This window comes from Cellulomonas fimi ATCC 484 (assembly GCF_000212695.1).
In the GTDB taxonomy this organism is placed as follows: domain Bacteria; phylum Actinomycetota; class Actinomycetes; order Actinomycetales; family Cellulomonadaceae; genus Cellulomonas; species Cellulomonas fimi.
Genome location: NC_015514.1, coordinates 1,110,626 through 1,127,703, shown reverse-complemented (window position 1 = coordinate 1,127,703; position 17,078 = coordinate 1,110,626). Strand labels below are relative to the sequence as shown.

Below are 17,078 nucleotides of genomic sequence, written 5' to 3'. Positions count from 1 at the left end.
GGACCGGCGGGCGTGCTGCTCAGCAGCAGCCCGCCGGTCCGTCCGTCCCCGGGCGCGGGTCGACGTCGTGCGCCTCACGGCGGGCGCGCGTGCGGGCCGCCCGCTCCGCGAGCTCCGCGTCGGGCGGGTAGCCGACCTCCTCCAGCGTCAGGCCGTGCGCCGCGACGACGTGCGCCGCCGCGTCCCGCCGCCCACCGGCGAGCAGCTGCGCGGGCCACGCGACCGGTCGCCGACCCTCGCCCACCGCCACGCTCGCGCCGACCAGCGCCCGGACCATCGAGTGGCAGAACGCGTCCGCCTGCACGCGGGCGACCACGAGCCCCGCCTCCGCACCGCCGGACGCCCGCTCCCACACGAACTCCTCGAGCGTGCGGATGGTCGTCGCCCCCTCACGCGGCTTGCAGTACGCGGCGAAGTCGTGCCGGCCGACGAGGGTGCGCGCGGCGGCGTCCATCGCCGCGACGTCGAGCGGGCGGCGGTGCCACAGCACGTGCGCGCGGCTCAGCGGGTCCCGCGCGCCGCTGTCGTCGCAGATGCGGTACGCGTACCGGCGCCGCAGCGCGGAGAACCGCGCGTCGAACCCGAGCGGGGCGACGGCGACGCGGTGCACGACGACGTCCGCGGGGAGCACACCCGCGAGCCGCGCGACAAGGGCGTCGGTGGGCGTGCGGTCGGACCGGCCGCGGACCGCGTCGAGCACGTGCGGCGCGACGTCCATGTGCGCGACCTGCCCCCGCGCGTGCACCCCCGCGTCGGTGCGGCCGGCGACCGTGACGTGCGGCGCCGGCTCGCCGTGCGCGGCGGTGCGCAGCACGGTGGCGAGCGCGTCCTCGAGCACGCCCTGCACGGTCCGCAGCGCAGGCTGCCGCGCCCAGCCGCTGAACGACGTGCCGTCGTAGGCGAGGTCGAGGCGCAGCCGCACCGCGTCCGCGTGCGTCGGGGCACCGCCCGGGGTCTCCTGCTGCGTCACGGGCCACCACGGTAGTGCCGCCGTGGTGCCGCCGTGGTCGGGCGCCGGGCGGCGCTAGCGTGGACGGGTGCCGAGCCTCTCGTCCCATCCCTTCACGCTCGCCGTCGACTGCGGGGGCGGCGGGATCAAGGCGTCGGTGCTCGACGCCGCCGGCACGCTGCATGCACCCGCGGTCCGGGTGCCGACGCCCTACCCGTTGCCGCCGTCGCGGCTCGTCGACACGATCGCGCAGATCGCCGCGGGCCTCCCCGACGCGGACCGGGCGACGGTCGGGATGCCCGGGATGATCCGGCACGGGGTCGTCGTCGCGACACCGCACTACGTCACCCGGTCCGGGCCGCGGACCGCGGTCGACCCGGCGCTCGTGACCGCGTGGGCGGGGTGCGACATCCGCGCGGCCCTGCAGGAGCGGCTCGGCGTGCCGACGCTCGTGCTCAACGACGCCGAGGTCCACGGCGCCGGCGTGGTCTCCGGCACGGGCGTCGAGCTCGTGCTCACCCTCGGCACGGGACTCGGGTCCGCGCTGTTCGACGGCGGCACGCTCGCGCCGCACCTCGAGCTGTCGCACGCGCCGGTGCGCTGGGGCACGACCTACGACGCGTACATCGGGCAGGTCGAGCGGGCCCGGCTCGGCGACGGGCTGTGGTCGCGGCGCGTGCGTCGCGTCGTCGAGGGCCTGCGCCCCGTCGTGCACTGGGACCGCCTGTACCTCGGGGGCGGCAACGCACGGCAGGTGACGCCGCAGGTGCTCGAGCGGCTCGGCGATGACGTCGTCGTCGTGCCCAACCAGGCGGGCATCGTCGGCGGCGTGCGGGCCTGGAGCCTGCAGACCTGACGGCCGTCCGGGTGACGGTCCCGGACATGTCCCCTGACCTGCGCCTACGGTGGCGACGTGCCCTCGTTCTTCCGTCGGCGGCGTGCCGATCAGCCCTCCCCCGCGCCCGACGCCGCGCCGGCACCCCGCCCGCCGGACCTGCCGCGCGTCGCCGCGGGCATCGTTCCCGCCGGCATCCTGCCGGCCGACGCCGGCCCCGCGCTTGGCCCGCACCTCCAGGCCTGCGCGATGCTGCTCTTCGACGGCGAGCCGCGGCCCGTGCACGACCTCGGCGAGCGTGGTGGCTGGGCGGTGCACGCGCCGGAGGCGCTCGCGGGGACTCTCCGGCTCCCCCTCCCGGAGTGGCACGTCGTCGGCTTCCGCGGCGGCGGCGACATGCACGTGCTCACGACGCAGGACCAGCTCGCACCGAGCCGCGTGCTGGTCGTCGACCAGCTGTTCGCGGCGGTGGGCCGGCGCAGCGACGAGGGCGCGGGGATGCTCGTCGCCGTCCCGCACGCGTCCGCGGTCGCGGTGCACGTCGTCTCGGGCGGCACCGTGCTGTCCGCGGCCCGCGGCATGCTCGACTGGGCGACGAGCCCGCGGCCGTCGACGCTCCTGCCCGTGACGCCGCACCTGCACCACCGCGCCCCGGACGGGGCCCTGCGCCCGGTCACCGTGCGCGCCGCCGACGGCACGGTGCGCCTGGACACCGCGCTCCTCGCCGAGCTCGTCGGCGGCTGAGCCCCCGCCGGTCGCTCCCGTCGGACGACCGTCCCCGCGGGTCGTCCGCGGTCAGCCTGCGCGCTCGTCCGTGGGGCTTCCGGCCGCCGTCGACGGGAGCGCCGGGACGGCGGTCCGGGTGGGGGGTCGGCCCGCGTCGATCGCGTCGAGCTCGTCCAGCGCCTCGAGCACGACGCGCGTGAACCGTTCCGGCGCGACGAGGCTGACGAGGTGCGTCGCACCGGGCACGACGACGAGCCTGCCGTCCGCGCACGCGCGCACGAACAGCCGCTCGTCGCCGCGGAAGTGGTCGAACCGGCCGTTGACGACCCACACCGGCACGCGCAGCCGGGCGAGGTCCTCGACGGGCGTCGCCCGCGCGACCTCCCGCAGCACGTCCTCGGTCACGAGGAGCGCGAACCCGCCCGCCCCGACGTCCTGCGCTCCCTGCGGCGGCAGGAACCGCCGGACCATCATCGCGTTGAGCCCGGCACCGTGGTCCGGGAGCCGGACGATCCCCCGCGCCGCGAGCGACCAGCCGCCGACCAGCAGACGCAGCGGCCGCGTCGAGCACGACGCCGCGACCAGCCCCGCGACCTGCTCGGGGTGCCGGGCGGCGTGCGTGATGGCCGTGTAGCCGCCGAGCGACAGGCCGACCACGAGCGCCCGCCCGCCGACACCGTCCACGGCGTCGGCCACCGTCGCGACCGCACCGTCGAGGGTGAACGGTTCGTCGGCGCGCTCACCGTGCCCGGGCAGGTCCATCGCGACGGCGACGCGACCCGCACGCTCGAGCGCGTCGACCTGCGCGCGCCACATGGTCCGCGACGTGCGCAACCCGTGCACGAAGACGACCGGAAGTCCCATGCCCCGACCCTACGACCGCGTGGGGCGTCCGGGTCTGGGACCGACGACGGGCCCGGAACCTGTGCGGTTCCGGGCCCGTCGTGCTGCGGTGGAGGGCTCAGGCCTTGTCGGCGTCGCCCTCGGTCGCGGTCTCCTCGGCCGGGGCCTCGGTGGACTCGGCGGCAGGCGCTTCCTCGACCTTCGCGTCCTTCTTCTCAGCCTTCGGGGCAGCCTTCGCGGTGGCCTTCGTGGCCTCCTTGACGACGGCCTGCTTCGGCGACAGCGGCTCGAGCACGAGCTCGATCACGGCCATGGGCGCGTTGTCGCCCTTGCGCGGACCGATCTTCGTGATGCGCGTGTAGCCACCCTGACGCTCGGCGACGGCCGGCGCGATCTCGGTGAACAGGGTGTGCACGACACTCTTGTCCTTGACGACGGTCAGGACACGGCGGCGGGCGTGCAGGTCACCGCGCTTGGCGAAGGTGACGAGGCGCTCGGCGAGGGGGCGCAGGCGCTTGGCCTTCGCCTCGGTCGTCGTGATCCGCTTGTGCTCGAACAGCTGCGTCGCGAGGTTCGCGAGGATCAGACGCTCGTGCGCCGGTCCGCCACCGAGCCGGGGACCCTTGGTGGGCGTGGGCATGGTCTCTACTCCTTGAGTTCCAGTGATCGGCGACGCGCGCCCGGGTCAGACCCGGGTGCGCGTTCCCCGGGCGTCAGTACTGCTCGTCCTCGACGAAGTCGCCCTCGTCCTCGCCGTAGTAGGCGGACGCGGTCGGGTCGAAGTCGAGCGGGCTGTCCTTGAGCGTCAGGCCGAGCTCGGCCAGCTTCTCCTTGACCTCGGTGATGGACTTCGCACCGAAGTTGCGGATGTCCAGCAGGTCGGCCTCGCTGCGCGCCACGAGCTCACCCACCGTGTGGATGCCCTCACGCTTGAGGCAGTTGTACGACCGGATGGTCAGCTGCAGGTCCTCGATCGGCAGCGCGAGGTCCGCGGCGAGCGCGGCGTCGGTCGGCGACGGGCCGATCTCGATGCCCTCCGCCTCGACGTTGAGCTCGCGCGCCAGGCCGAACAGCTCGACGAGGGTCTTGCCGGCCGACGCGAGCGCGTCGCGCGGGCTGATCGCCGCCTTCGTCTCGACGTCGACGATGAGCTTGTCGAAGTCCGTCCGCTGCTCGACACGCGTCGCCTCGACCTTGTAGGTCACCTTGAGCACCGGCGAGTAGATCGAGTCGACCGGGATCCGGCCGATCTCGGCCTCGAACGACTTGTTCTGGGCGGCGGAGACGTAGCCACGGCCACGCTCGACCGTGAGCTCGATCTCCAGCTTGCCCTTGTCGTTCAGCGTCGCCAGGTGCAGGTCGGGGTTGTGCACCTCGACGCCTGCCGGCGGGACGATGTCGGCGGCGGTGACGACGCCCGAACCCTGCTTGCGCAGGTACATCACGACCGGCTCGTCGTTCTCCGAGGAGACGACGAGGTTCTTGATGTTGAGGATGATCTCGGTGACGTCCTCCTTGACACCCGGCACGGTGGAGAACTCGTGCAGCACGCCGTCGATCCGGATGGACGTGACGGCGGCACCGGGGATGGAGGACAGCAGCGTCCGGCGCAGCGAGTTGCCGAGCGTGTAGCCGAAGCCGGGCTCGAGCGGCTCGATGGAGAACCGCGAGCGGTTCTCCGAGATGACCTCTTCGGTCAGGGTGGGGCGCTGTGCGATGAGCACGGTGGGTTTCCTCTCAGCGGGCGTCCGCCATATGACGCTCCGCAGTACTTCGTGACGGCCATGCCTCGGTCCACATGACCGGTGGGTCGGACGAGCGACGCCGTGGCCGGTGCGTCGGGTGACGAGCGCCGGCCACGGCGGAGCCGGGTGTCAGACGCGGCGGCGCTTCGGCGGGCGGCAGCCGTTGTGCGCCTGCGGCGTCACGTCCTGGATCGAGCCCACCTCGAGGCCGGTGGCCTGCAGCGAGCGGATCGCGGTCTCACGGCCCGAGCCGGGGCCCTTGACGAAGACGTCGACCTTGCGCATGCCGTGCTCCTGCGCGCGACGGGCAGCGGCCTCGGCGGCGAGCTGCGCGGCGAACGGCGTCGACTTGCGCGAGCCCTTGAAGCCCACCTGGCCGGAGGACGCCCACGCGATCACGGCACCCGAGGGGTCCGTGATGGAGACGATGGTGTTGTTGAACGTGCTCTTGATGTGCGCCTGGCCGTGGGAGACGTTCTTCTTCTCCTTGCGGCGCGGCTTGCGCACGGAACTGCGGGTCTTGGGAGGCATCTGCTTCTTCTCTCGTGGTCGTCAGGCTGCTGTGCCGGCGTCCCGGGACACGCGCCGTGGGGCGTGGTCCTCGCGGGACGGGCGGGTTACTTGCGCCCGGCCTTCTTCTTGCCGGCGACGGTGCGCTTCGGGCCCTTGCGGGTGCGCGCGTTGGTCTTCGTGCGCTGACCGCGCACGGGAAGGCCACGGCGGTGGCGGAGGCCCTCGTAGCAGCCGATCTCGACCTTGCGGCGGATGTCCGCGGCGACCTCGCGACGGAGGTCACCCTCGAGCTTGAAGTTGCCCTCGAGGTAGTCACGCAGCGCGACGAGCTCGGTGTCCCCGAGGTCCTTCACGCGGACGTCGGGGCTGATGCCCGTGGCGGCGAGGGTCTGCTGGGCGCGCGTGCGGCCGACCCCGTAGATGTAGGTGAGCGCGATCTCCAGCCGCTTCTCGCGGGGGAGGTCGACGCCGATGAGACGTGCCATGTGCCTGGTGGCTCCTGAACTGCGTCGGAGGTCTTCCGCACCGCCCTCCCGCGTGCTGCGGGCCCCGGCCTCCGACCGAGGGTTCGCCGGCCCGGCCAGGCGTGGAGCCCGGCACCGGCCGGAGTGGCGGTGCGCTTGCCGGCCCCGAGGGGCCGTGGTCCCCGTGGGGACCGGTGGTGCTGCTCGACCTGTGCCGCGGACACCGTCCGCGGCCCACGTCAGGGCGTCAGCCCTGGCGCTGCTTGTGGCGCAGGTTCTCGCAGATCACCTGGACGCGACCGTGCCGGCGGATCACCTTGCACTTGTCGCAGATCTTCTTGACGCTGGGCTTGACCTTCATCGCGTGTTCCTCCGCCGCCGTGGACCCCCGTTCCCGGGGGCGTGACGGCGTGTTCGAGTGGTGGTTACTTGTAGCGGTAGACGATTCGACCGCGGGACAGGTCGTACGGGCTCAGCTCCACGACCACCCGGTCCTCCGGGAGGATGCGGATGTAGTGCTGACGCATCTTGCCCGAGATGTGGGCGAGCACCTTGTGGCCGTTGGTGAGCTCCACGCGGAACATCGCGTTCGGCAGAGCCTCCACGACGCTGCCCTCGATCTCGATGACACCGTCCTTCTTCGCCATGTCCTCCGCTAACTGTCGGTCGGTTTCGATCAGCCCACGTCAGCCGTGGCCCCCGCGCGTGCGGGGACGGGACCGGCGTTCGTGGAGAGTGCTGCCCCGCCACGGTGAGGCCCCGGGAAGGAGACCTGTCGCGCGACGATGTTCGGGCACACACCCAACGGACCATGGTACGGCATCCGGCACGATGGACGAAACCGCCGGTCCCCCGCCAGGAGCCGCCGCCGGCACCGCTGCGGCGCGCAGCGACGTGCACCGCGCCTCGGTCCTCGACGCAGGGCGCCCCCCCGGTGCGGGACCGGCCGTCGGCGGGTGCCGGGTGCGCCCGGACAGCACGACGGCCGGCGAGCCCACCCGCAGGGAGCTCACCGGCCATCATGTGCCGGGGCGACGCGTCAGGCGTCGGAGCCGTTCGACCGACGACGCTGCCGCAGGGCGACGAGCACACCACCGGCGGCCACCAGGACCCCGGCCCCGATCGCCACGGGGAGGACGGTCGAGCCCGTCGTGGCCAGCGCCGCGTCACCCGCGGCGAGCACCTCCGAACGGACCGTGGCGGACGGCGTCGGGCGCGGCGTCGCGGCGAGCACCTCCGACGTGGGCGTGGTCGTCGGCGCGGGCGTCGCGGAGGACGTCGGGGCGGGCACGGCGGACGGGGTCGTCGTCGGCGTGGCGCTCGGCGTCGGGCCCGACTGCGTCACCGTCGGCGTGGGGGTCGGCACGGGCGGCACCGACGGCGTGGGCGTGGGCGTCGGCACCGGGTAGGTCGGGGCGCAGTCCGGGACGGCCCCGACGTGCTCCTCCAGGTCCCAGTGGTCCGCGTCGAACAGCGGCCCGCCCTTGTCCGTCCACTTCAGCACGCCGTCCGGGTAGTGGGGCGCCTCGGAGTCCGTGAACACCTCGGTGCCGCCGTACGCGGCGTCCTCCTGCACGGCCCAGCCGGCCCCGCAGACCTCGACGGGCACCGCGTCACGGATCTGCTCCCACGTGATGTTGCGCCACTCGGCGCCCTCCCACGCCGCGACGAGGTACTGCTGCCCCGAGTTCTCCCAGTACGCGCCCTTCGACGGGTCGAGCTTGAGGTAGACGTACGCCGCCGTCGCGGTCGGACCGCCGCGCGTCGGGCGGGGCTGCTCGGAGGGCTTGGGCGTCGGGGCAGTCGTCGTGCGCGTCGACCCGTCGCGGTACCCGTCGGAGCCGCCGTGAGCCGAGACGCCCGCCGCAGCCGGCGCCGCGGCGAGCACGCCGGCGGCGAGGACGGTCGTCCCGACGGCGGCGAGCCGCCGGGCGTGGGAACGGACGGACGGACGGCTGCTGCGCTGCATAGGGACCAACCCATCGTTGTGCGGCAGGCATGACGAGGGGCGCACGCCTGCGTGGCCGGCGGACCGCGCACGAGCACCTCGCCGCGGGTGGGCGACGAGGTGCGAAGGCGGTCCTGGCGGGAGGACGAACCCGCCGCGGGCACACTATCCGACAAACCGGACCGCGTGGGGCCATTTGCGCAGGTGGGATGCAATCGGACGGCTGTTGGACACGTGTTCACCCGATCGTGTGGTGCGCCCGGAGCGGCCGGTGCGGCCCCCGGGGGCAACCGGTCCAGCCGCGCGCGCACGCGCCGGTCCCCGGGGGCTGCGCTCGCCCCCCACGACCCCCGGACGTCAGCCGCACACGACGGGTCGTCACCCTCCCGACGCCGGACGCCCGCAGGAACGTCCGCACGCCACGACCAGGGGCACGCCGGAGACGGGTCGGACGCCGTCGACGGGGTCGGACGCCCGCTCTCGGTCGCACGCCGACGACCAGTCGCAGGCCGGAGACGGCTCGGACGCCGTCGACCGGTCACGGGCTGGGGACCGGTCGCACGCCGAGGATCCGTCGGCTCAGTCGAGCGGTGCGACCTCGACACCCAGCGCGGCGAGCGCGGCCGCGCCACCGTCACGAGCGGTGAGGACCCACAGCCCGCCCTCGCCCACCGCGACCGTGTGCTCCCAGTGCGACGCCCGTGAGCCGTCCACCGTCACGACGGTCCAGTCGTCGTCGAGGACCTGCGTGAACCGCTGCCCACGCACGACCATGGGCTCGATCGCCACGCACAGGCCGGGGCGCACGCGCGGTCCGCGGTCACGCGTCCGGTAGTTGAGGACGTCGGGCGGCTGGTGCATGGCCGTGCCGATGCCGTGGCCGACGTACTCCTCGACCACGCCGTAGCGCTGACCGCCGTTGCGCCCTTCGGCGGCGGCCGCGTCGACGACGTCCTCGACGGCCTCCCCCACCGCACCCAGGCGCTCGGCCGTGGCCAGGGCGGCGATGCCGGCCCACATCGCCTGCTCCGTGGTCGCTGCGAGGTCGAGGTCGGCCGGGTCAGCCCCCTCGAGCACGATCGTGACGGCGGAGTCGCCGTGCCAGCCGTCGACGACCGCACCGCAGTCGACGGACACGACGTCACCCGGCTCGAGCACGCGCGAGCCCGGGATGCCGTGCACCACCTCGTCGTTGACGGAGACGCACAGCGTCGCCGGGTAGCCGTGGTAGCCGAGGAACGACGGCGTCGCTCCGGCGTCGGCGATGACCTTCGCGGCGACCGCGTCGAGGTCGGCCGTCGTCACGCCCGGGCGGACGTGCTCGCGCACCGCGGCGAGAGCGTCGGCGACCACCAGGCCCGCACGCCGCATGACGCGCACCTGGTCCGGGGACTTGTACTCGATGCGCTCACGACCGAACACGCGACACCACCAGGTCGGCGGTCACCAGGACGACCCGCCTCAGCGGGTCGCGGGACCGATCGCGGCGAGCAGACGCTCGGTGACCTCGTCGACGTCGCCGATGCCGTCGACCTGGACCAGCAGCCCGCGCTCCGCGTAGACCGCCGAGATCGGCGCCGTCTGCTCGGCGTACACGTCGAGCCGGTGCCGGATCACGTCCTCGGTGTCGTCCTCGCGGCCCTCGATCTCGGCCCGCTTGAGCAGACGCCCGACCACGACGTCCGGGTCGGCGGTGATCTCCACGGCGAGGTCGACGGCGCGCTCGCCGAGGATCTCGTCGAGCGCCGCGACCTGGGCCACGTTGCGGGGGTAGCCGTCGAGCAGGAACCCGTCGGCGGTGTCGGCCTGCGCGAGGCGGTCGCGCACGAGGTCGTTCGTGAGCTCGTCCGGGACGAGGGCGCCCGAGGCCGTGATCGCCTGGACCTTCTTGCCCAGCTCCGTGCCGCCCTTGATGTTGGCGCGGAAGATGTCGCCCGTCGAGATCGCCGGGACACCGAGCTTCTCGGCGAGGCGCGCGGCCTGCGTGCCCTTGCCTGCTCCGGGAGGGCCGAGGAGGACGAGACGAGCGGTCACCGCAGGAACCCTTCGTAGTGCCGCTGCTGCAGCTGCGACTCGATCTGCTTGACGGTCTCCAGACCCACACCGACGACGATGAGGATCGACGAGCCGCCGAACGGGATGTTGGTGCCGACCTCGAGGACGATGAACGCGATCGTCGGGATCAGCGCGACGAGGGCCAGGTACACCGACCCGGGCGCCGTGATGCGCGTGATGACGTAGTCGAGGTACTCGGCGGTCGGGCGGCCGGCACGGATGCCGGGGATGAAGCCGCCGTACTTCTTCATGTTGTCCGCGACCTCGTCCGGGTTGAACGTGATCGCCGTGTAGAAGTAGCAGAAGAAGATGATGAGGACGACGTAGATCGCGATGTGCCACGGCGAGGCCGGGTCCGCGATGTAGCGGGACACCCACTGCACCCAGCCCGCGGCCGGGTCGCCGAACTGGGCGATGAGCCCGGGGACCGCCAGCAGCGACGAGGCGAAGATGACCGGGATGACGCCGGCCATGTTGATCTTGATCGGGATGTAGGTGCTCGACCCGCCGTACATGCGGCGCCCGACCATGCGCTTGGCGTACTGGACGGGGATGCGGCGCTGCGACTGCTCGACGAACACGACCAGGCCGATGACGAGCACGACGATCGCGAGCACGACGACGAACTTCGTCGCGCCGTTGTCGCCACCCGCGATCGACCACATGGCCGTCGGGAAGCTCGCGGCGATCGACGTGAAAATGAGCAGCGACATGCCGTTGCCGACGCCGCGCTCGGTGATGAGCTCGCCGAGCCACATGATCAGGCCGGTGCCCGCGGTCATGGTGATGACCATGATGAGCAGCGTGACCCAGCTCGAGTCGGGGATGACGTCGACGGTGCAGCCCTGGAACAGCTGGCCGCTGCGCGCGATCGTGATGATCGTCGTCGACTGCAGGATCGCCAGCGCGATCGTCAGGTACCGCGTGTACTGCGTGAGCTTCGCCGTCCCCGACTGGCCCTCGCGGTGCAGCTCCTCGAAGCGCGGGATGACCACGCGCAGCAGCTGGATGATGATGCTCGCCGTGATGTACGGCATGATCCCGAGCGCGAAGACGGAGAGCTGCAGGAGCGCTCCCCCGCTGAACAGGTTCACCAGGCCGAGCAGGTCGTTCGACCCCTGCGTCTGGTCGATGCAGGCCTGCACGTTCGGATAGCTCACGCCCGGGGTCGGCAGGAACGAGCCGACCCGGAAGATCACCATGATCCCGATCGTGAAGAGCAGCTTGCGCCGCAGGTCGGGCGTCCTGAACGCCCGGACGAATGCGCTGAGCACCTGGTCCTCCTGGGCCGCCGAGGGCGGCATCTCGTACGACCCGGGCGGTCCCGGACCGTGCACCCCCGCCACGACGCGGGGCAACGAGGCACCCTAACGGATGCCTGACGACAAACGGAACGAGGCCGGTGGGAAGTGAGATCCCACCGGCCTCGTCCGGCGATCAGTCCTGCGCGACGCTGCCGCCGGCGGCCACGATCTTCTCCTTCGCCGACGCCGAGTAGGCGTCCACGGCGACGGAGACCTTGACCGTCAGCTCGCCGGTGCCGAGCACCTTGACGGGCTGGCCCTTGCGGACCGCACCCTTCGCGACCAGGTCGGCGACCGTCACGTCGCCACCGTCCGGGTACAGCGCCGAGAGCTTGTCCAGGTTGACGACCTGGTACTCGACGCGGAACGGGTTCTTGAAGCCGCGGAGCTTCGGCAGCCGCATGTGCAGCGGCATCTGCCCGCCCTCGAAGCGGTCCGGCACCTGGTACCGGGCCTTGGTGCCCTTGGTACCGCGACCGGCCGTCTTGCCCTTCGACGCCTCACCACGACCCACGCGGGTCTTGGCGGTCTTGGCGCCGGGGGCCGGACGCAGGTGGTGCACCTTGAGGGTGCCACCGGCGCCGGGCTGGGCAGCGGCCTCGGCCGCCTTGACGGCGGCCTCGGACTTCTCCGCCGTGGCCTTCGCCGGAGCGGCGGCCTTCTTCGCGGGCGCCTTCTTCTCGGCAGCCGGCTTCTCCGCGGCGGAGGCGGTCTCGGCCTTGGCGGCCTTCGCCTTCGTCGTCTTCGGAGCCTCGGCAGCCGCGTCGGCGGCCTTCTTCGCGGGAGCCTTCTTGGCGGCGGCCTTGGGGGCCGTCACCTCCTCGGTCTCCTTCTTCTCGTCAGCCATCACTCCACCTCTTCGACCGCGACGAGGTGCCGCACGGTCTGGACCATGCCGCGGATCTCAGGACGGTCCTCCTTGACGACGACGTCGCCGATCCGCTTCAGGCCCAGGGTGCGCAGCGTGTCGCGCTGGTTCTGCTTGCCACCGATGCCGGAACGCGTCTGCGTCACCTTCAGGCGAGCCATCAGGCACCCACCTTCTCGGTCGCCGCGGCGGCACGGCCCTCGGCCTGCGCCCGCAGGAGCGCAGCCGGGACGACGTGCTCGACCGGCAGGCCACGGCGCGCGGCCACGGCCTCCGGCTGCTCGAGGCCACGCAGGGCCGCGACCGTCGCGTGCACGATGTTGATCGCGTTCGACGAGCCGAGCGACTTGCTCAGGACGTCGTGGATGCCGGCGCACTCCAGGACGGCGCGGACGGGACCACCGGCGATCACACCGGTACCCGGCGACGCCGGACGCAGGAACACGACTCCGGCGGCGGCCTCACCCTGGATGGGGTGCGGGATGGTGCCCTGGATGCGGGGGACGCGGAAGAAGTTCTTCTTCGCCTCCTCGACACCCTTGGCGATCGCCGCGGGCACCTCCTTGGCCTTGCCGTAGCCGACGCCGACCGTGCCGTCACCGTCGCCCACCACGACGAGCGCGGTGAAGCTGAAGCGGCGACCACCCTTGACGACCTTGGCCACACGGTTGATGGTCACGACGCGCTCGACGAACGCGCTCTTCTCGGCGGCGTCCTGACGACGTCCACCGTCACGACGGCCGCCGTCGCGGCGGTCGCCGCCGGTGCCGCCCTGGGCACCGGTGTTGCTGCGTGCAGGAGCAGCCATCAGTGAGTCCTCTTCTTCCCGGTGTACGTCGTCACAGCGCCAGACCACCCTCGCGGGCACCGTCGGCGACCGCGGCCACCCGGCCGTGGTACTTGTTGCCGCCGCGGTCGAAGACGACCGCGTCGATGCCCTTGGCCTTCGCGCGCTCGGCGACGAGCTCGCCGACCTTGCGGGCCTTGGCGGACTTGTCGCCCTCGGCGCCGCGCAGGTCGACCTCGAGGGTCGACGCCGACGCGATGGTCTGGCCGATGCCGTCGTCCACGACCTGGGCCGTGATGTGACGGGCGGAGCGGGTGACGACGAGGCGCGGCCGAGCAGCCGAGCCCACGACCTTCTTGCGCAGGCGCAGGTGCCGGCGCTGGCGGGCGATCGTCTTGCCCTTGCCCTTGATGCTGATCGCCATGGCTTACTTCCCAGCCTTTCCGACCTTGCGGCGCACGTTCTCGCCCGCGTACCGCACGCCCTTGCCCTTGTACGGCTCGGGCTTGCGGATCTTGCGGATGTTCGCGGCGACCTCGCCGACCTGCTGCTTGTCGATGCCCTGCACCGAGAAGCGGGTCGGGGCCTCGACGACGAAGGTGATGCCCTCCGGCGGCGTGACGACGACCGGGTGGCTGAAGCCGAGCGCGAACTCGAGGTCCGTACCCTTCGCCGTCACGCGGTAACCGGTGCCGACGATCTCGAGCTTCTTCGTGTAGCCCTCGGTGACGCCCGTGACGAGGTTCGCCAGGAGCGTGCGCGTCAGGCCGTGCAGCGAGCGCGACAGGCGCTCGTCGTTGGGGCGGGTGACCACCAGGGCACCGGCCTCGTCACGCGCGACCTCGATGGGGGCGGCGACCGTGTGCGAGAGGGTGCCCTTGGGCCCCTTCACCGTCACGACAGCACCGTCGATGTTGACGTCCACGCCGGTCGGGACCGAAACGGGGACTCTGCCGATACGAGACATGGCTAGCTCCTTTCCGTCTCGGGATTACCAGACGTAGGCGAGGACTTCCCCACCCACGCCCTTCTTGGCGGCCTGCTTGTCGGTGAGGAGACCGGAGGACGTGGACAGGATGGCCACGCCCAGGCCGCCGAGCACCTTGGGCAGGTTGGTCGACTTGGCGTACACGCGCAGGCCGGGCTTCGACACGCGCTTGAGGCCGGCGAGCGCACGCTCGCGGTTGGGGCCGTACTTCAGGGTGACGACGAGGTTCTTGCCCACGGGGGCGTCCTCGACGGTCCAGCCCTGGATGTAGCCCTCGGCCTGCAGGATCTCCGCGACGTGCGACTTGAGCTTCGAGAACGGGATCGACACCGTGTCGTGGTGCGCCGAGTTCGCGTTGCGCAGACGCGTGAGGAAGTCTGCGATCGGGTCGGTCATGGTCATGGGGGCCTCAGCCCTTTCTCGCCGGGGTATCCCGGACCCGCTGCGCGGGCCCGGGACCTACCGACGATCGGTTCGTACTGGGGGTCTTACCAGCTGCTCTTGGTGACGCCGGGGAGCTCGCCGCGGTGGGCCATCTCCCGCACGCAGATCCGGCACAGGCCGAACTTGCGGTACACCGAGTGCGGACGGCCGCAGCGCTGGCAGCGCGTGTAGGCACGCACCGCGAACTTCGGCTTGGCGGCAGCCTTGTTGATCAGAGCGGTCTTCGCCATGGTCAGTTCTCCTTGAACGGGAAGCCGAGGAGCTTGAGGAAAGCGCGACCCTCGTCGTCGTTGTCGGCCGTCGTCACGATCGTGATGTCCATGCCACGGACGCGGTCGATCTTGTCCTGGTCGATCTCGTGGAACATCGACTGCTCCGTGAGGCCGAACGTGTAGTTGCCGTGACCGTCGAACTGCGTGGCCGACAGGCCGCGGAAGTCGCGGATGCGCGGCAGCGCGGTCGACAGCAGGCGGTCCAGGAACTCCCAGGCGCGGTCGCCGCGCAGCGTGACGTGCGCGCCGATCGGCATGCCCTCACGCAGCTTGAACTGCGCGATGGACTTGCGGGCCTTGGTGACCTGCGGCTTCTGGCCCGTGATCTGGGTCAGGTCGCGGATCGCGCCGTCGATGAGCTTGGAGTCCTTGGCGGCCTCGCCGACACCCATGTTCACGACGACCTTCACCAGGCGCGGGACCCGGTTGATGTTGTCGTAGCCGAACTGGGTGTTGAGCGCCGGCTTGATCTCCTCGGCGTAGCGGGTCTTGAGACGCGGCTGGGCCGGAGCGGTGATCTCGGTCATCAGATGTCCTTACCGGAACGCTTGGCGACGCGGACGCGGACCGTCCGGGTACGACCGTCACGCTCGACCTGCTCGGTGCGGTAGCCGACCCGGGTGCCCTTCTTGGTCTCCGGGTCGACGAGCATCACGTTGCTGATGTGGATGGGGGCCTCGACCGTCTCGATGCCGCCCGTACGGGTGCCGCGCTGCGTCTGGCCGGCCTTGACGTGCTTCTGCACGCGCTGGACGCCCTCGACGACGACGCGCTGCGTCTCGGTGAGCACCTCGAGCACACGGCCCTGCTTGCCCTTGTCGCGACCCGAGATGACGAGGACGAGGTCGCCCTTCTTGATCTTGGCCATGGTCAGAGCACCTCCGGAGCCAGCGAGATGATCTTCATGAACTTCTTGTCGCGCAGCTCGCGCCCGACCGGGCCGAAGATGCGGGTGCCACGGGGCTCCCCGTCGTTCTTGAGGATCACGGCGGCGTTCTCGTCGAACTTGATGTACGAGCCGTCCGGACGGCGGCGCTCCTTGCGGGTGCGCACGACGACGGCCTTGACGACGTCGCCCTTCTTGACGTTGCCGCCCGGGATCGCGTCCTTGACGGTGGCGACGATGACGTCACCGATGCCGGCGTAGCGGCGGCCGGAGCCGCCGAGCACACGGATGCAGAGGATCTCCTTCGCACCCGTGTTGTCAGCGACACGCAGTCGCGACTCCTGCTGGATCATCTACCTACTCCTGTCGTCTGGCGGGTTCTCGGACGGTGGCCGCCGAGCCTGGCCATACGGATAGTTGCCGTGATGCACACGTCGCGGCGGGGGTGCTCCCTCGCGGGGTCACCCCCGCCGCCCGTGGGCAACTTGGGTGGTGCTGGGTCTTACTTGGCCTTCTCGAGGATCTCCACCAGACGCCACCGCTTGGTCGCGGACAGCGGGCGGGTCTCCATGATCAGGACGAGGTCACCGATGCCGGCCGAGCCCTGCTCGTCGTGCGCCTTGACCTTGCTGGTGCGTCGGATGACCTTGCCGTAGAGCGGGTGCTTGACCCGGTCCTCGACCTCGACCACGACGGTCTTGTCCATCTTGTCGCTGACGACGTAGCCGCGGCGCGTCTTGCGGTACGCGCGGTGCTCCGCCGTGGCGGTGGTGCTCTTCTCGTTCATGCTGCCCTCACTCGCCCACGGTCGGAGCGGTACGGATGCCGAGCTCGCGCTCGCGCAGGATCGTGTAGATCCGGGCGATGTCGCGGCGGACGGCCTTCAGACGGCCGTGGCTCTCGAGCTGACCGGTCGCGGACTGGAAGCGGAGGTTGAACAGCTCCTCCTTGGCCTTCTTCAGCTCGGCGACCAGCTTCTCGTCGTCGAAGGCGTCCAGCTCGGTGGGAGCCAGGTCCTTGGTTCCGATAGCCATCAGTTACCACCCTCGCGAACCACGAAACGGGTCTTCATCGGGAGCTTGTGCTGCGCGCGGCGCATGGCCTCGCGAGCGAGCGGCTCCGGGACGCCGGCGAGCTCGAACATCACTCGGCCGGGCTTGACGTTGGCGATCCACCACTCGGGCGAGCCCTTGCCGGAACCCATGCGGGTCTCGGCGGGCTTCTTCGTGAGGGGACGGTCCGGGTAGATGTTGATCCAGACCTTCCCACCACGCTTGATGTGGCGGGTCATGGCGATACGCGCAGCCTCGATCTGCCGGTTCGTGACGTAGGCGGGCTCGAGAGCCTGGATGCCGTACTCACCGAACGAGATCGACGTGCCACCGGTCGCGGCGCCGGAGCGCCCGGGGTGGTGCTGCTTGCGGTGCTTGAGTCGGCGCGGGATGAGCACG

General features: G+C 71.7%; 27 protein-coding genes. 2 read left to right on the top strand and 25 right to left on the bottom strand.

Annotated elements, in window-relative coordinates:
* Window positions 1–19: 19 nt before the first annotated feature.
* Window positions 20–970 carry a tRNA pseudouridine(38-40) synthase TruA gene (gene truA, locus CELF_RS05210; RefSeq protein ID WP_013770197.1) on the bottom strand — a complete coding sequence of 317 codons (951 nt, stop codon included), beginning with the start codon at window positions 968–970 and terminating at the stop codon, window positions 20–22.
* A 67-nt stretch (window positions 971–1,037) separates the two neighbouring features.
* Here truA and CELF_RS05205 point away from each other — a divergent pair, with 67 nt between their 5' ends.
* Both CELF_RS05205 and CELF_RS05200 read left to right on the top strand, forming a co-directional pair.
* Window positions 1,038–1,805 (top strand): ROK family protein, encoded by a 768-nt coding sequence (locus CELF_RS05205; protein WP_013770196.1) that lies wholly within the window; start codon window positions 1,038–1,040, stop codon window positions 1,803–1,805.
* A gap of 57 nt (window positions 1,806–1,862) precedes the next feature.
* Window positions 1,863–2,528, top strand: coding sequence for a hypothetical protein (locus CELF_RS05200; RefSeq protein ID WP_013770195.1), 666 nt, complete (start codon window positions 1,863–1,865; stop codon window positions 2,526–2,528).
* Between the two features lie 51 nt (window positions 2,529–2,579).
* Here the strand turns inward: CELF_RS05200 and CELF_RS05195 are convergent, their stop codons facing one another.
* The 24 genes from CELF_RS05195 to rplP all read right to left on the bottom strand — a co-directional run bounded on the left by CELF_RS05195 (window position 2,580) and on the right by rplP (window position 17,077).
* Complete coding sequence (locus CELF_RS05195; RefSeq protein ID WP_013770194.1) at window positions 2,580–3,374, bottom strand: alpha/beta fold hydrolase; 795 nt, start codon at window positions 3,372–3,374, stop codon at window positions 2,580–2,582.
* Window positions 3,375–3,471: 97 nt separating this feature from the next.
* Window positions 3,472–3,993 (bottom strand): 50S ribosomal protein L17, encoded by a 522-nt coding sequence (gene rplQ / locus CELF_RS05190; protein ID WP_013770193.1) that lies wholly within the window; start codon window positions 3,991–3,993, stop codon window positions 3,472–3,474.
* A gap of 73 nt (window positions 3,994–4,066) precedes the next feature.
* Window positions 4,067–5,077 carry a DNA-directed RNA polymerase subunit alpha gene (locus tag CELF_RS05185; RefSeq protein ID WP_013770192.1) on the bottom strand — a complete coding sequence of 337 codons (1,011 nt, stop codon included), beginning with the start codon at window positions 5,075–5,077 and terminating at the stop codon, window positions 4,067–4,069.
* 150 nt (window positions 5,078–5,227) lie between these two features.
* Window positions 5,228–5,629, bottom strand: coding sequence for a 30S ribosomal protein S11 (gene rpsK / locus CELF_RS05180; RefSeq protein WP_013770191.1), 402 nt, complete (start codon window positions 5,627–5,629; stop codon window positions 5,228–5,230).
* A gap of 86 nt (window positions 5,630–5,715) precedes the next feature.
* Window positions 5,716–6,096, bottom strand: coding sequence for a 30S ribosomal protein S13 (gene rpsM, locus CELF_RS05175; RefSeq protein WP_013770190.1), 381 nt, complete (start codon window positions 6,094–6,096; stop codon window positions 5,716–5,718).
* A 226-nt stretch (window positions 6,097–6,322) separates the two neighbouring features.
* Window positions 6,323–6,436, bottom strand: a complete 114-nt coding sequence (gene rpmJ / locus CELF_RS05170) for a 50S ribosomal protein L36 (protein WP_013117849.1) — start codon at window positions 6,434–6,436, stop codon at window positions 6,323–6,325.
* Window positions 6,437–6,500: 64 nt separating this feature from the next.
* Entirely contained in the window at window positions 6,501–6,722 is a 222-nt protein-coding gene (gene infA, locus CELF_RS05165; RefSeq protein ID WP_013770189.1) for a translation initiation factor IF-1, read from the bottom strand.
* Between the two features lie 392 nt (window positions 6,723–7,114).
* Entirely contained in the window at window positions 7,115–8,044 is a 930-nt protein-coding gene (locus tag CELF_RS20355; protein ID WP_013770188.1) for a hypothetical protein, read from the bottom strand.
* Between the two features lie 558 nt (window positions 8,045–8,602).
* The gene (map, locus tag CELF_RS05155; protein WP_013770187.1) at window positions 8,603–9,445 is read right to left on the bottom strand and encodes a type I methionyl aminopeptidase; all 843 of its coding nucleotides are present in this window, start codon (window positions 9,443–9,445) and stop codon (window positions 8,603–8,605) included.
* Between the two features lie 39 nt (window positions 9,446–9,484).
* Window positions 9,485–10,057 (bottom strand): adenylate kinase, encoded by a 573-nt coding sequence (locus CELF_RS05150; protein WP_013770186.1) that lies wholly within the window; start codon window positions 10,055–10,057, stop codon window positions 9,485–9,487.
* Window positions 10,054–11,352, bottom strand: coding sequence for a preprotein translocase subunit SecY (secY, locus tag CELF_RS05145; protein WP_013770185.1), 1,299 nt, complete (start codon window positions 11,350–11,352; stop codon window positions 10,054–10,056). The genes CELF_RS05150 and secY overlap by 4 nt, the downstream gene beginning before the upstream one ends.
* 163 nt (window positions 11,353–11,515) lie before the next feature.
* Complete coding sequence (gene rplO / locus CELF_RS05140; protein ID WP_013770184.1) at window positions 11,516–12,229, bottom strand: 50S ribosomal protein L15; 714 nt, start codon at window positions 12,227–12,229, stop codon at window positions 11,516–11,518.
* Complete coding sequence (gene rpmD / locus CELF_RS05135) at window positions 12,229–12,411, bottom strand: 50S ribosomal protein L30 (RefSeq protein ID WP_013770183.1); 183 nt, start codon at window positions 12,409–12,411, stop codon at window positions 12,229–12,231. Before rpmD ends, rplO begins: the two co-directional genes overlap by 1 nt.
* Window positions 12,411–13,058 (bottom strand): 30S ribosomal protein S5, encoded by a 648-nt coding sequence (rpsE, locus tag CELF_RS05130; protein ID WP_013770182.1) that lies wholly within the window; start codon window positions 13,056–13,058, stop codon window positions 12,411–12,413. The genes rpmD and rpsE overlap by 1 nt, the downstream gene beginning before the upstream one ends.
* A gap of 31 nt (window positions 13,059–13,089) precedes the next feature.
* A complete protein-coding gene (gene rplR, locus CELF_RS05125; RefSeq protein ID WP_013770181.1) occupies window positions 13,090–13,461 on the bottom strand; it encodes a 50S ribosomal protein L18 in 372 nt (123 codons plus the stop codon).
* Window positions 13,462–13,464: 3 nt separating this feature from the next.
* Window positions 13,465–14,004, bottom strand: a complete 540-nt coding sequence (rplF, locus tag CELF_RS05120) for a 50S ribosomal protein L6 (protein WP_013770180.1) — start codon at window positions 14,002–14,004, stop codon at window positions 13,465–13,467.
* Window positions 14,005–14,028: 24 nt separating this feature from the next.
* Entirely contained in the window at window positions 14,029–14,427 is a 399-nt protein-coding gene (rpsH, locus tag CELF_RS05115) for a 30S ribosomal protein S8 (RefSeq protein ID WP_013770179.1), read from the bottom strand.
* Between the two features lie 86 nt (window positions 14,428–14,513).
* Complete coding sequence (locus CELF_RS05110; protein WP_013770178.1) at window positions 14,514–14,699, bottom strand: type Z 30S ribosomal protein S14; 186 nt, start codon at window positions 14,697–14,699, stop codon at window positions 14,514–14,516.
* A 2-nt stretch (window positions 14,700–14,701) separates the two neighbouring features.
* The gene (gene rplE / locus CELF_RS05105) at window positions 14,702–15,268 is read right to left on the bottom strand and encodes a 50S ribosomal protein L5 (protein WP_013770177.1); all 567 of its coding nucleotides are present in this window, start codon (window positions 15,266–15,268) and stop codon (window positions 14,702–14,704) included.
* Window positions 15,268–15,609 (bottom strand): 50S ribosomal protein L24, encoded by a 342-nt coding sequence (rplX, locus tag CELF_RS05100; RefSeq protein WP_013770176.1) that lies wholly within the window; start codon window positions 15,607–15,609, stop codon window positions 15,268–15,270. The genes rplE and rplX overlap by 1 nt, the downstream gene beginning before the upstream one ends.
* Window positions 15,610–15,611: 2 nt before the next feature.
* Window positions 15,612–15,980: a 50S ribosomal protein L14 gene (gene rplN, locus CELF_RS05095; protein WP_013770175.1), complete on the bottom strand. Its 369-nt coding sequence runs from the start codon at window positions 15,978–15,980 to the stop codon at window positions 15,612–15,614.
* Between the two features lie 149 nt (window positions 15,981–16,129).
* Window positions 16,130–16,414 (bottom strand): 30S ribosomal protein S17, encoded by a 285-nt coding sequence (gene rpsQ, locus CELF_RS05090; RefSeq protein WP_013770174.1) that lies wholly within the window; start codon window positions 16,412–16,414, stop codon window positions 16,130–16,132.
* Window positions 16,415–16,421: 7 nt separating this feature from the next.
* A complete protein-coding gene (gene rpmC / locus CELF_RS05085; protein WP_013770173.1) occupies window positions 16,422–16,661 on the bottom strand; it encodes a 50S ribosomal protein L29 in 240 nt (79 codons plus the stop codon).
* Window positions 16,661–17,077: a 50S ribosomal protein L16 gene (gene rplP / locus CELF_RS05080; RefSeq protein WP_013770172.1), complete on the bottom strand. Its 417-nt coding sequence runs from the start codon at window positions 17,075–17,077 to the stop codon at window positions 16,661–16,663. Before rplP ends, rpmC begins: the two co-directional genes overlap by 1 nt.
* Between the last annotated feature and the right edge of the window lies 1 nt (window position 17,078).